This is a genomic window from Williamsia sp. Y844 (assembly GCF_056786475.1).
The window spans coordinates 595,524-609,008 of the sequence record NZ_JBXCJB010000002.1; the positions used below are offsets into that span (position 1 = coordinate 595,524).

Consider the following 13,485-nt stretch of genomic DNA (forward strand, 5'->3'; position numbering starts at 1 on the left):
AGTTCAGACGGGAGGCTGATCCGAATCGACGACGTCGTACTGCATCACGATGCAGTCCACCCAGGAACCGTGTTTGAAGCCGATCCGCAGTAGGCGGCCGGTTTCGTAGAACCCGGCTTTGGCGTGCAGCGGTACCGAACCCGAACCTGGGATGTCCGCGATCACCGACACGATCCGATGGGCCGGTGAGTCTTTCACCGCGTCGAGAAGTCCGGTCAGCAACGTTGCCCCGTACCCCTTGCCGGTATACGCCGGGCTCAGGTAGATGGTGTTCTCGACGGTCCACGCGTATGCCTGCTTGGGCCGGTAGTGGGCTACGTACGCGAACCCGACCACCACGTTGTTCTCGTTCTCGGCCACCAGAAAAGGAAAGCGCTCGGAGATCAGGTTGGCGCGCTTGATCTTCCACTCGGCGGCGGTCGGTGCGACGTAATCGAAGGTGACGACCGTGTGGTCGACGTAGTGCTTGTAGATGGCAGCGACGTCGACACAGTCGGGTGCGGTGGCCTGCCGCAGGGTGACCGTCATAGGGGATACCTCGTGTCGGTTGCGAACTCGGCAAGTTCCCAGAGCAATCCCGCCGTACGGGTGTCGCAGGCCGCCGCGGATCGACCGACCAGCACCGGGGCGCCGCGCAATCCGAACGGTCCATCCGGCCCGACGTATGACCCCGACGGGATGTCCGGGGTCAGCGCCCGCAGCGTGATCGCGGCGCCTTCGGCCGGGGTGTTGGCCAGGAGCCTGCCCGCGCCTGCGATCACACTGTCGACCGCCCGCAATCCGGTGACGCCGAGGATCCCGGTGGTGGCCCACCCCGGGTGCGAGATGGCGGTGCTCGTCAGCGACCCGGACTTGCGCAGGCGGCGGTCGAGTTCGAGTCCCCAGAGCATGTCCGCGAGTTTGGATTGCGCGTACGCCGCCGGACGACTCCAGGCGCGTCGCTCGAAATGAGGATCGTCGAGATGGATCTGCCCGGTTTTGTGTGAGCTCGAGCCGACGATCACCACCCGGTCGCGGATCTGTGGCAGGAGCAGGTTGGTCAACGCAAACGGGCCGAGAAAGTTTGTGCCGAACGATGTTTCGAAGCCGTCGACCGTGAAACCGTGTTCCCGCGCCATGACGCCGGCGTTGTTGACGAGGATGTCGATGTCACCGAGACCGTCTGCACAACGCCGAACCGACGACAGGTCGGCCACATCGAGTTCGATGACCTCGGCGTGCGCACCGGCGGTGTCGGCGGCGATCTCGGCGGCACGTTCCTTACCGCGATCGATGTCCCGAACGGCAAGGACCACGTGGGCGCCGACACGCGCCAGACCCCGTGCGGTCTCCCAGCCCAGACCGTTTGTCGCACCGGTGACCACGATTCGCTTGCCGTCCAAGTGCGGTAGTTTGGCTGCCGACCAGCGTGACTTCATGCAGCCACAATAATGGGCCGACCGGGCGCCGGTTCGAACGTTCCGATGATCAACCGGTCACACCAACCCGCTCGGGGCCGGGCGCGACCCCGGTTCCTGTGTGGGCATGCGATTGGGCGGCACCGGGTAGGGCGCGCCCAGGTTGATGAATCCGGCGGCCACGTTGGGGCCGCACTGTGCCGCCGCCAACTGGACCCGCGGTATCGGGTCCATCAAGGCGGGCTTGGTCGGATCGGGCCTGGCACCGAAGTTGAATGCCGAGGTCATGTCGCCGGTGACGCTGCGGCGCCACGGCGTCAGGTTGGGAACCTCGACACCGAACCGGGTTTCGAGCAGGCGTAGTTGCGAGGTGTGGTCAAAGGTCTCCGACGCCACCAGGCCACCACGGCTGTACGGCGAGATGACAAGTCCCGGAACGCGATACCCGAGCCCGATCGGACCGCGGATGCCCTCGGACGACGAGACCGCATTGATGTCGGGGACGGTGACGTACTCGCCGGGAGTGCCCGGGGGCGCGGTCGGCGGTGTGACGTGATCGAAGAAGCCGCCGTTCTCGTCGTAGCTGATGATCAGGGCGGTCTTTTCCCAGACCGCGGGGTTGGACGTCAGGATGTCGAGTACCTGCACGATTCCCACGGCACCGAGTGCGGCGGGTAGCGCGGGATGTTCGCACTCGAGCAGGTTGGGGACCACCCACGACACGGAGGGCAGCCTGTTCGCCGCGACGTCAGCGGCGAAGTCTGCGGGATAGGACGGCTGGATACCGCGACGGTTGAGCTCGGAATCGACATCGGCCGCCTGGGTGAAACAACCCATCATGCCGTCGAGCAACACCGAGGAGATGGGGCCGAAGTCTTTGCTGTTGTAGATCTTCCAGCTGACACCGGCCTCACCGAGGTTCTCCGGCATCGTCCGCCACGAGTAGACGAACTTCGGGAGCAGCGTGGGTGTCTCCAGGAGCGGGCCGCCGTGGGTACCGTCCGGATCGATCGACGCGCTCAACCAATAGAGCCTGTTCGGGTCGGTCGGGCCGATCACCGAGGCGTGATAGTTGTCGCAGATGGTGAAGGCGTCTGCCATCTGAAAATGGACCGGGATGTCTTCGCGCAAATAGTGACCCATCAACGCGGGGGCGTTTCCCGGGCCCACCGAGTTGATGGACATGGGCAGCCAGCCGTCGTTGCGTCCACCGTTCCAGGCCGCGTGCAGGCCCGCCCAGGAATGGTCCGGGTCGTTGATGCACTCGCCGTCCAGGCTCGCGCCGCTGTTGGTGTCGAGTCGGAACGGCATCGTGTAGCCGGTATTTGTCGGTCCGACGCCGGGGGCCCAGCCACGCTGCTTCCAGGCATCCGACGGATCGTCGAAGCCGCGGACACCCTGCAGTGTTCCGAAATAGTGGTCGAACGAACGGTTCTCCTGCATGAAGAAGACAAAGTGTTCGATGTCGTCCAGCGATCCGGTTCCACCGGGATCGGCCGCGTAGGCGCGGTCGATGATCGGGTTGGCCCATGATGCGAGAAAGGTGGCGCCGCCCACCGCGGCGACGCGGGCGAAGAAATCACGTCGGTTCATGCCGGCGAACGGGCTGGTAGACATCGGAATCTCCTTCTGGGAACCCGCTCACTCTAAGGGCGATCGACCGGTTGTGTGCGACGTTCAGCTGAACATCGGGTGCTCGTGGTCATCGTTGGTTCCGCGCACCCGTAAACTGTTCGTGTGACTGGGCCTTCTGCTGCAATTTTCACCGGACAGCTATCTGGTTTGGCCCAGATTGCGGCCTCGGACGCCGCGCTGACGGGGGTGACCGGGCAACTCGGAACCCCTGAACTCGAACTGGTGGGACCGCCTGCGGCGCGACCGTTCCTCGTCTCCGCGCTGGCAGCCGCCGCGTCGAAGCCGCTGCTCGTGGTCACCGCGACCGGACGCGAGTCGGACGAACTGACCGCACAGCTGCGCGACATCATCGGCAAGCGGGTGACGCAGTTCCCGTCATGGGAGACGTTGCCGCACGAGCGGTTGTCGCCGTCGGTGGACACCGTCGGTCAGCGGTTGCGGGTGCTGCACCGGCTGCGTCACCCCGACGAGGAGAGTTTCGGTCCGCCGTTGAAAGTGGTGGTGACGACTGTTCGTTCACTGGTGCAGCCATTGGCACCCGGGTTGGGTGATCTGGATTCCATCACCTTGCGCGAGGGTGCCGAGACCGACTTCGACGCCGTGATCGCGAAGCTGGTCGAGTTGGCTTACGCCCGCGTCGACATGGTCGGAAAACGGGGTGAGTTCGCGGTCCGCGGCGGCATCCTGGACGTCTTCCCGACCACCACCGACTACCCGGTTCGTGTGGAGTTCTGGGGCGACGAGATCACCGAACAACGGGCCTTCTCGGTGGCCGATCAGCGGAGTCAGCCCGAAGTCGACATGAAGCTCGTCCACATCCATCCCTGCCGCGAACTGTTGTTGACCGACGGTGTGCGCGCTCGGGCGGCCGACCTCGCGGTCGACATGGCCGCGGATTCGTCGGTGGTCGAGATGCTGACAAAACTCTCCGAAGGTGTCTCCACCGAGGGGATGGAAGCGCTCATCCCCGCGCTGGTCCCCGGTCAGATGCAACTGCTCACCGAGGTGATGCCGGTGGGTACCCACGTGGTCGTCCTCGATCCCGAGAAAGTCCGGACGCGGGCATCCGATCTCGCCCGGACCGGAGCAGAGTTCCTCGAGGCATCCTGGACTGCGGCCGGTGGCGGCGGGCTGGCGCCGGTCGACCTCGGTTTGTTGCACCTCGAGGACAGCTCCTACCGCTCGCTGGACGAGGTACACGAACAAACCCTTGCCGCGCAGCGCACCTGGTGGACGTACAGCTCGATCGGAATCGGTAACGAGCTGACATTGACGCCTGGTCCGGCGCCCCGCGGCGACGAGAAAGAAATCGCCAAGACCTTCGCCGGGCTGCGGGCGCACGTCGCCTCCGGCGGTCGGGCAGCGGTGGTCTCGCCCGGTGCCGGTACCGCCGACCGCATCGTCGAACGGCTCGGAGAGGCCGAAGTTCCGGTGCGCCATGCTGATTCGGGTGCGACTCCGGAACCGGGCATCGTCACGGTCCTGCGGGGCTCGCTGTCGGCGGGTTTGGTGCTGCCCGACGCGGAACTGGTGATCATCACCGAATCCGACCTCACCGGTGCCAGGATCACCGGGGCCCAGGACGGTCGCCGGCTCCCGGCGAAACGTCGCAACCAGGTCGACCCACTGGCACTGAGTGCCGGCGACATGGTGGTCCACGATCAGCACGGCATCGGCAAGTTCGTCGAGATGATCGAGCGCACCATCGGCGGTGCGCGGCGTGAATACCTGGTCATCGAATACGCGCCGAGCAAGCGTGGTCACCCCGGCGACCGGCTGTTCGTCCCGATGGATTCGCTCGATCAGCTGTCCCGGTATGTCGGTGGCGAGACGCCGTCGCTGTCGAAGCTCGGCGGCTCTGATTGGCAGAATACAAAACGTAAGGCGCGCAAGGCTGTTCGCGAGATCGCCGGCGAGCTCGTGCAGCTGTACGCGGCCAGGCACGCTGCACCGGGTTATGCGTTCGAGCCCGACACCCCGTGGCAGCGGGAGATGGAAGACGCGTTCGGGTTCACCGAGACGATGGACCAGCTCACCGTCATCGGTGAGGTCAAGGCGGATATGGAACGCCCCGTCCCGATGGATCGTGTTGTAGTCGGCGACGTCGGCTACGGCAAGACCGAGATCGCGGTCCGAGCGGCGTTCAAGGCCGTGCAGAGCGGTAAGCAGGTCGCTGTTCTGGTGCCCACAACCATTCTGGCGCAACAACATCTGCAGACCTTCACCGATCGTATGCGGGAGTTCCCGGTGACGATCGCCGGCCTGTCCCGGTTCACCGACCCGGGTGATTCCCGCAAGGTCATCGAGGGCATGGCCGATGGCACGGTCGACATCGTCATCGGAACCCATCGCCTGCTGGCCACCGGAATCCGATGGAAAGATCTCGGACTGGTGGTGGTCGACGAAGAGCAACGCTTTGGTGTCGAGCACAAGGAGCACATCAAATCGTTGCGGACGCACGTCGACGTCCTCACCATGTCGGCGACGCCGATCCCGCGAACCCTCGAGATGTCGATGGCAGGCATCCGCGAGATGTCGACCATCTTGACGCCTCCGGAGGAGCGGCATCCGGTGCTCACCTATGTGGGTGCCTACCAGGACAAGCAGGTCGCGGCGTCGATCCGGCGTGAGCTGCTGCGGGACGGACAGGTCTTCTTCGTTCACAACCGGGTCAGCACCATCGACAAGACGGCGGCCGCGATCCGGGAGATGGTCCCAGAGGCCCGGGTTGTCGTCGCCCACGGACAGATGGGGGAGGACCTCCTCGAACGCACCGTCACCGGATTCTGGGACCGTGAGTACGACGTTCTGGTGTGTACCACCATCATTGAAACCGGTCTCGACATCTCCAACGCCAACACCCTGATCGTCGACCGGTCCGAGGTCCTGGGCCTGTCGCAGCTACATCAGCTGCGCGGACGCGTCGGTCGAAGCCGGGAACGTGGCTACGCCTACTTCCTCTACAACGGCGAAAAGACACTCACCGAAACGGCACACGAGCGGCTGGCGACCATCGCACAGAACAACGACCTCGGTGCGGGTATGGCCGTGGCGCTCAAGGACCTCGAGTTGCGTGGTGCAGGCAACGTGCTCGGTGCCGAACAGTCCGGACACGTCGCCGGGGTCGGCTTCGACCTCTACGTGCGGTTGGTCGGCGAGGCCGTCGAGGCCTACCGCGCGGCGGCCGACGGCAGGCCGATCGCCATGGAGGAAGAGAAGGAGGTGCGGGTCGACCTGCCGGTCGATGCGCACATCCCACCCGACTACGTCGATTCCGATCGTCTGCGGCTCGAGGCGTATCGAAAGTTCGCGTCGGCGAACACCGACGAAGAGCTCACCGGAATCGTCGAGGAACTGCTCGACCGCTACGGCCCGCTGCCCGAAGAGGTCCTGCGCCTGGTGTCGGTTGCCAAATTGCGTTTGCTGGCCCGTCAGCTCGGTGTCACCGAGGTCGGGATCGCAGGCAACCAGTTCAAGGTGTCGCCGCTGAAACTGCTCGATTCACAACAGGTTCGGCTCAAGCGGCTGTATCCGTCGGCAACTTACCGCGGCACCACCGGGGTGGTCGGGATCCCGATTCCGCGCACCGGTGGAGTCGGCAGCGACCGGGTGCGCGACGTCGAACTCGTCCAGGTGGTCGCGGATCTGCTGCTGGTCATCGACGGCCGCAATCCGGGCAGCGTCAACATGCGTGTGGCGGCCGGGCAGGGTGCCGATGTCTGATCAGGCCAAAGACGTCGACGCGTCGGGTCGGCAACCGAGCGGTTGGGAGTTGTTGGCGTCGGTCGAGTTGATGGACCGGCTTCGCCTCGACGGTCCGTGGGAGCGTGATCAAACCCACGAGTCGCTGCGTCGCTATCTGGTGGAGGAGACCTACGAACTCCTCGATGCGATCGACTCCGGCGACCGTGATCATCTGCTCGAAGAACTCGGCGACATCTTGTTGCAGGTGCTGTTCCACGCGCGGATCGCCGCTGACCGCGCCGAAGACCCTTTTGACATCGACGATGTGGCACGGGCTTTCACCAACAAGGTGTCGGCGCGCACCCAAGGGGTGCTCAGCGGTGAGCGCATCGATCTGCAGACCCAGCTCGACGAGTGGGAGTCGCGGAAGGCCGCCGAGAAGGCGCGCGGATCGGTGCTCGACGGTATCGCCACCAATCAGCCGTCACTCGCCTTGACCCAGAAAGTGCTCGAAAGGCTTGCCGCGGCGGGCTTCCCGGCAGATCTGATCCCGACCGAGGTCACCGAGGTGCGAATCACCGCCGACGGACCCAGCGTCGAAGATCAGCTGCGCCGCAATGTCCTGGCATTCATGGCCGACATCCGCATCGCCGAAACCACCACCCCCAAGACCGCTGACGACTGGCGCACCCACTTCCCCCGCTGACCCAATAGTGTGCCCTTTTGGCGGCGCTCACCTGGGGAAACGCTCGCCAAAAGGGCACACTATCGGGGTTCGGGGGCGTTATTCGAACAGGTGTTGGCCCCAGTATTCGCCTTCGGATAGTCCTGGGGGACAGGCGAACAAGGCTGTTCCGGTGTGCATGAGATATTCCATCATCGCGTCCTTGGACGCCAGCGCTCGTTGCATCGGGACGAATTGGGTGTGGGCGTCGCGGCAGTAGGCGATGAAGAACAGACCCGCGTCGAGGTGCCCGAATCCGTCGGAACCATCGGTGAAGTTGTAGCCGCGACGCAGGATTCGTACACCCCCGAGATTATCCGGATGGGCAAGGCGCACATGGGCATTGCGGGGCACGAGTGGGCCGGCACCGTCGCTGATGTTGAAGTCCATCGCATCGAACTCGTCGACCTTGCCCAGTGGGGCCCCGTTGCCCTTGAAACGTCCGACGATTTGTTCTTGTTCGAGCAGCATCGCCCGGTCCCAGGGTTCGATGTCCATCCGGATCCGCCGGGCCACCAGGTACGAACCGCCGGTCATCCACTGGGCGGTCGGCGGGTTGTCGCTCTCGGCAACCCAGACGTGCGCGTCGAGCGCCTCGGTGTCATCGGATTTGATATTCGCGGTTCCGTCTTTGAACCCGAACATGTTTCGCGGCGTGGCCTGTGCCGTGGTGGTGGACGACGTACGTCCGAACCCCAACTGGGACCAGCGCACGCTGACCACCCCGAACCCCATCCGGGCCAGGTTTCTGATGGCGTGGACGGCGACCTGGGGGTCGTCGGAGCAGGCCTGCACACCGATGTCACCGAAGCTGCGAGAACGCTCGATGGCGTCGGCCACAAACGCCGGGAGATCGGTGAGCGCGGCCGGCTTGCGGTCGGCGATACCGAACCTGTCCGGGCCGGTGGGGTTTGCGGCACTGGGGCCGAACAGTCCCGGTCCGAATCCGATGGTGATCGTCAGTGACGACGCCGACAAGCCCAGGGCCTCACCGGTATCGGCAGGCGGTGTGTAGTCGCCCATGCCGAGCGCACCGCCCTCGACGGTGTCCAGACCCCGCGTCATACGCTCTGCGGCCGCGGTCCACCGTTTGAGCATGTCGATCAGCTCGTCGCGGTTGTCGGTGATGACGTCGAACGACGCGAAATGCAGTCGGTCCTGGGCCTCGGTGACGATGCCCGCCTGGCGTGGTCCGTAGAACGGGACGACGTGATCGGCCGGATCGCCACTCGGTTCGGACGCTGTGGCGCGGCCGACGGCGACACCGCCGACCGCTGCTATGGCAGCCGCACCCACCCCGGCAGCGCCGAGCACCGCGCGGCGGCTGACGCCGGTGCGCTCGGTCGGCTGATCCGGGGTGGCTGCGGTGTCGTCTGCTTCGGTCACTATTGCGTCATCACCAACCCGGGAACCAGCGACAGCGACTGCGAGAGTGCATCGATCTGATCGGAGAACGCCTTGCGGGCCTCTTCCGGAACCTGATCGTACGACTGATAACCGTCCGCCGTCTGATACTCCTCGATGGATGCGCGCACTGCCGCGAACTGCGCGGTGATCTTGTCCATCAACTCGGGGTTCTTGGCTGCGATGATGGGTTGCATTGCCGCGATGAGGGTTTCGGATCCATCGACGTTGGCCGCAAAATCCCACAGGTCGGTGTGGCTGTAGCGGTCTTCCTCGCCGCCGACCTTGGTGGCCGCAACCTCATCGATCAATGCCTGCGGGCCCTTCACGAACGAACCGGTCTCGAAGACGAAGTCGGGTTTGTCGACCTCGGCCTTGAGCGCGTTGACGTTGGCCAGCAACTCATCGGCCGCCTTGTCGGCTTCGGCCTTGTTGTCGGTCGCCAGGGCGTTGTCGTAGTCGGCCTGGGTCACATCGCCCGGGTTCTCGCCGATGTCGCTTGTCTGCGGTGCCCACAGGAAGCGCTCGATGCGGTGGAATCCCGTGAACGGCGCGGCGCCGTCTTCGGTGTCGTCCCAGCGCATGTCGATCGCGGGATCGAGATCGGGGAACGACTCGGCAACCGGCTCGATGCGTTCGTAGAAGGTACGCGTTTGACCGAACTGCGCCCTCGCGGCGTCGAGGTCACCGGACTTGATCGCCGCGACGAACACGGCGGTTTGATCGGCAAACCCGTTGACCTGCCCGCGGACGTAGTCGAGATAGGAGGCCTTGGCCTGCTCGACATCGGCCGGAACCTTCGCCTTCTCCTTGGTTTCGCCGGTCACGTTCAGCGCTTCACGGATACCGGTTCCGACCATCCCGGGCTTGCAAGCGGTCTCGTAGGTGCCCGGCTCCACGATCTCGACCGTCAATTTGCCGGTCAATCCGGGTCCGATGTTCTCGACCTCACCGAGCACGCGATTGTTGTTGCCGTACACGTAGAACTCGGTGATCTTGTTGCCGTTGTTCGTGACGTTGAACGACACGTTCCCCGTCTCGGCGTCCGAGGTCGCGAGATCGCAACTCGAATCGGTCGAGGTGACGGCGATATCGCCTTCAGAGGCCTCGGCCTTCTCGGTACAGGCCGCCAAGACGAGCGGGCCGACGACTGCCGCGCACAGCAACGCCACGGCCTTCGCGGATCGGGTTGGGTTCATATGGGGTGGAGCCTTTCTCAAAGGTGGTGAATCAGACGGTGACAGGAGCCTGTTGCGGTCTGGTCGCCGCCGCTTTACGGGGCCAGAGGAAGTAGGTCATCACGACCAGCAGGTAGATGGCCCAGCCGATGACCTGGAGCACCGTCGGGTCGGGTCGAAAGTTGAAGATTCCGGCGAGAACCGTTCCATACCAAGATGACTGGTCGTATTGCGCGGTGATGTCGAAGGCTGTGTTCGACAATCCGGGGAGCCAGCCGACGGTCTGCAGTGCCCGGATCGCGTACGCCAGCATGCCCGCGGCGACAACGACCAGAAATGCGCCGGTGTAGGTGAAGAATTTCTGGAAGTTGATCCGGACGGTGCCCTGGTACAACAACACGGTGACACCGATGGCGACAATCACTCCGAGGACCAACCCCACGAGCGGCCAGTTGCTGCCCGATGTGTTCTCGGCGTACCCGACCATCAACAACGCGGTCTCGACACCTTCGCGTCCCACGGCCAGGAACGACAACAGCACCACCGCACCCGCACCGACCTCGAGAGCGCGCGCCATCGAGTCCTTGAGTTCGCCGGAGATGGACGCGGCGGCGGTGCGCATCCACAGCACCATGAAGGTCACGATGGCCACTGCTGCCAACGAGGTGACGCCTGCGATGGCTTCTGCGGTCAGGCCGGTCACCGTCGACGTGCCGTAGTGGATGACGACGAAGATGGTCAGCACCATCACGATCGCGGCACCCACACCGAGCCACACCCACTTGAGGGCGTCCCGCCGGTCCGACTTCACCAAGAACGCGACCAGGATCATGACAACGATCCCGGCCTCGAGTCCCTCGCGGAGACCGATCAGTCCGCTCCCGAACAATTGGGTCGCCACCGAGGGTGCCGAACTACCGTCAGCGACGTACAACTGTGCTCCCTCTGTATTTCGGCCTGGTTAGGGTCGGATTGCCTAAGACGCGACTGTACAACGGAATCCGGGGAACTCCGAGGGGTAATTCTGGAGTTGGGACATGATGGGGACTTTGTGCCCCACCCCTCTGCGACCTGCGCATTCGGGCAAATCGGACAAAGCTCATCGAAGTTCGGCGTGTCGTTCGGCGATTCGGTGCCGGGCAAGCCCGGCCCGGTCGGGCACAGTGGAATGGTGACCCCGCAACTGAGGCGGCGGGTCGATGAAGACGAAGTGAGGATGACGGTGGTGTGTGGGCGTCGGCGAGAGCCGGGAAGTGCTCGGCGAACGATTGCCCGACGGGTGGCGGTCATGGGCGCCATCGTCGGCGTGATGGCGGCGAGTGCCGGATGCCTCGATCTACCGTCCAAGCCAGAGGTGGTGGTCCCGGAGGGCATCCCACCCAACCCCGGTGCGCCGGTGCCCTACTTCGACATCAACGCGCCCGGCCGCACCGCTGAACTGGTGCGTGAGTGGGCGACCCCGATCTCCGAGCAGAGCCGGATCCCGCTGGTCGCGCTGGAGGCCTACGGCAACGCAGCGGAGATCCAACGTCAGCAACACCCCGAATGCGGTATCACCTGGACAACACTCGCCGGGATCGCCGGCGTGGAGAGCAAACACGGTCAATATCGCGGTGCGCAGATCGCCGCCAGTGGCGACGTCTCGCCGGAGATCCGCGGGGTACCGCTCGACGGGACGGCAGGCAACGCCAAGATCGCCGACACCGATGGCGGTGTGCTCGACGGTGACAATCGGCTCGACCGGGCGATGGGCCCGTTCCAGTTCATCCCGGCAACCTGGGAACGCTTCGGCGTCGACGCCAACGGCGACGGTGTGGTCGATGTGGACAACATCGACGATGCAGCGCTCTCCGCGGCGCGCTACCTCTGTGTCTCCGGCGGCGACCTGACCACGCCCGAAGGCTGGGAGAAAGCGGTCAAGGTCTACAACAACTCGATGCAATACGTCCTCGATGTCCGCGATCATGCCAACGCCTACTCGGTGAACGTTGCGTACTGATTTCTGGGCGGTTCGGCGTCTGCGGATATCTGGGCAGATCGCATCTGCATCGACGTCGGTGCGTCAATCGTTATCTGGCTGCTTTGGGCATTAGGCTCTAAGGCGATACGCGCCACCTCCTCGGTGCGGGCGTGAACGTGCAGTGATCAACATCTGAAGGAGATGAGCCGTGGCCAGCATCGATCAGGTCGGAGCCCGCGAAATTCTGGACTCGCGGGGTAACCCGACAGTCGAGGTCGAAGTTGTTCTGGACGACGGAACATTTACCCGCGCGGCGGTGCCCTCGGGCGCCTCGACCGGTGAGCACGAAGCAGTGGAACTCCGCGACGGTGGCGATCGCTACGGCGGCAAGGGCGTTCTGAAGGCCGTGGAGGCCGTACTCGGAGAGATCGCACCGGCCGTGATCGGCATCGAAGCCGACGATCAGCGACTGGTCGATCAGGCGCTTCTCGACCTCGACGGAACCCCCGACAAGTCCCGCCTCGGTGCCAACGCACTACTGGGTGTCTCCCTGGCCGTGGCCAAGGGCGCTGCCGAGTCGGCCGGACTCCCGCTGTTCCGTTACGTGGGCGGACCCAACGCACACATCCTGCCCGTCCCGATGATGAACATCGTCAACGGCGGCGCGCACGCCGACACCGGTGTCGACGTCCAGGAGTTCATGGTCGCGCCCATCGGAGCGCCGACGTTCAAGGAGTCCCTGCGCTGGGGCGCCGAGGTGTACCACTCGCTGCGGTCCGTCCTCAAGGCCAAGGGTCTGTCGACCGGTCTCGGTGACGAGGGCGGCTTCGCTCCGGACATCGCAGGCACCCGCGCAGCGCTGGAGCTGATCAGCGAGGCCATCGGTAACACCGGCCTGAAGCTGGGCACCGATGTCGCGCTCGCGCTCGACGTTGCCGCCACCGAGTTCCACACCGAGGGCAAGGGTTACGCCTTCGAGGGCAGCATCCGCACCGCTGCGCAGATGGCCGAGTTCTACGCCGAGCTGCTCACCGAGTTCCCGCTGGTCTCGATCGAGGATCCACTGTCCGAGGATGACTGGGACGGCTGGATCGCGCTCACCGAGGCCATCGGCGACAAGGTCCAAATCGTCGGCGACGACCTGTTCGTCACCAACCCCGAGCGTCTCGAAGACGGCATCAACCGCGGCGCGGCCAATGCACTCCTGGTGAAGGTCAACCAGATCGGCACCCTCACCGAAACCCTCGACGCCGTGGCGCTGGCACACAACAGCGGCTACAAGACGATGATGAGCCACCGTTCGGGTGAAACCGAAGACACCACCATCGCCGACCTGGCAGTGGCATGTGGTTGTGGACAGATCAAGACCGGTGCACCGGCTCGTAGCGAGCGCGTTGCCAAATACAACCAGCTGCTCCGCATCGAAGAGGGTCTGGGCGACGCAGCCCGGTACGCAGGCGATCTTGCCTTCCCGCGGTTTTCCTTCGAGGGCTGAGAAGCACC

9 protein-coding genes and 1 pseudogene are annotated in these 13,485 nt (G+C 64.7%); 4 read left to right on the forward strand and 6 right to left on the reverse strand.

Going from position 1 to position 13,485, the window contains the following annotated elements; all coding sequences use genetic code 11:
- Positions 1-3 precede the first annotated feature (3 nt).
- Genes AC1TQG_RS15085 through AC1TQG_RS15095 form a run of 3 tightly spaced genes read right to left on the reverse strand, consistent with a single transcriptional unit; the run spans position 4 to position 3,014 of the window.
- Positions 4-528, reverse strand: a complete 525-nt coding sequence (locus AC1TQG_RS15085; protein WP_482138150.1) for an N-acetyltransferase family protein — start codon at positions 526-528, stop codon at positions 4-6.
- Positions 525-1,418 (reverse strand): oxidoreductase, encoded by an 894-nt coding sequence (locus AC1TQG_RS15090; RefSeq protein ID WP_482138151.1) that lies wholly within the window; start codon positions 1,416-1,418, stop codon positions 525-527. Before AC1TQG_RS15090 ends, AC1TQG_RS15085 begins: the two co-directional genes overlap by 4 nt.
- A 57-nt stretch (positions 1,419-1,475) precedes the next feature.
- Positions 1,476-3,014 carry a phospholipase C gene (locus tag AC1TQG_RS15095; protein ID WP_482138153.1) on the reverse strand — a complete coding sequence of 513 codons (1,539 nt, stop codon included), beginning with the start codon at positions 3,012-3,014 and terminating at the stop codon, positions 1,476-1,478.
- 120 nt (positions 3,015-3,134) lie between these two features.
- Between AC1TQG_RS15095 and mfd the strand changes: the two genes are divergently transcribed.
- Together mfd and AC1TQG_RS15105 are read left to right on the forward strand one after the other, a co-directional pair.
- On the forward strand, positions 3,135-6,755 hold the full coding sequence (mfd, locus tag AC1TQG_RS15100; protein WP_482138155.1) for a transcription-repair coupling factor: 3,621 nt from the start codon (positions 3,135-3,137) through the stop codon (positions 6,753-6,755).
- Positions 6,756-6,789: 34 nt separating this feature from the next.
- Positions 6,790-7,422: pseudogene (locus AC1TQG_RS15105) on the forward strand (nucleoside triphosphate pyrophosphohydrolase); the annotation flags it as partial.
- Between the two features lie 78 nt (positions 7,423-7,500).
- Here the strand turns inward: AC1TQG_RS15105 and efeB are convergent.
- Genes efeB through efeU form a run of 3 tightly spaced genes read right to left on the reverse strand, consistent with a single transcriptional unit; the run spans position 7,501 to position 10,956 of the window.
- Entirely contained in the window at positions 7,501-8,826 is a 1,326-nt protein-coding gene (gene efeB / locus AC1TQG_RS15110; protein WP_482138157.1) for an iron uptake transporter deferrochelatase/peroxidase subunit, read from the reverse strand.
- On the reverse strand, positions 8,826-10,043 hold the full coding sequence (gene efeO / locus AC1TQG_RS15115) for an iron uptake system protein EfeO (RefSeq protein WP_482138158.1): 1,218 nt from the start codon (positions 10,041-10,043) through the stop codon (positions 8,826-8,828). Before efeO ends, efeB begins: the two co-directional genes overlap by 1 nt.
- Before the next feature lie 31 nt (positions 10,044-10,074).
- A complete protein-coding gene (efeU, locus tag AC1TQG_RS15120) occupies positions 10,075-10,956 on the reverse strand; it encodes an iron uptake transporter permease EfeU (protein ID WP_482138160.1) in 882 nt (293 codons plus the stop codon).
- A gap of 354 nt (positions 10,957-11,310) precedes the next feature.
- Here efeU and AC1TQG_RS15125 point away from each other — a divergent pair, with 354 nt between their 5' ends.
- The gene (locus AC1TQG_RS15125) at positions 11,311-12,021 is read left to right on the forward strand and encodes a lytic transglycosylase domain-containing protein (protein ID WP_482138769.1); all 711 of its coding nucleotides are present in this window, start codon (positions 11,311-11,313) and stop codon (positions 12,019-12,021) included.
- A 169-nt stretch (positions 12,022-12,190) separates the two neighbouring features.
- Entirely contained in the window at positions 12,191-13,477 is a 1,287-nt protein-coding gene (eno, locus tag AC1TQG_RS15130; protein WP_482138162.1) for a phosphopyruvate hydratase, read from the forward strand.
- Positions 13,478-13,485: the final 8 nt, after the last annotated feature.

What these genes read in the sequence shown, in the direction of transcription:
- AC1TQG_RS15090 (WP_482138151.1), bottom strand. Translation starts at nt 1,418, where the DNA reads ATGAAGTCACGCTGGTCGGCAGCCAAACTACCGCACTTGGACGGCAAG.
- AC1TQG_RS15085 (WP_482138150.1), bottom strand. Translation starts at nt 528, where the DNA reads ATGACGGTCACCCTGCGGCAGGCCACCGCACCCGACTGTGTCGACGTC.
- efeO (WP_482138158.1), bottom strand. Translation starts at nt 10,043, where the DNA reads ATGAACCCAACCCGATCCGCGAAGGCCGTGGCGTTGCTGTGCGCGGCA.
- AC1TQG_RS15125 (WP_482138769.1), top strand. Translation starts at nt 11,311, where the DNA reads ATGGGCGCCATCGTCGGCGTGATGGCGGCGAGTGCCGGATGCCTCGAT.
- AC1TQG_RS15095 (WP_482138153.1), bottom strand. Translation starts at nt 3,014, where the DNA reads ATGTCTACCAGCCCGTTCGCCGGCATGAACCGACGTGATTTCTTCGCC.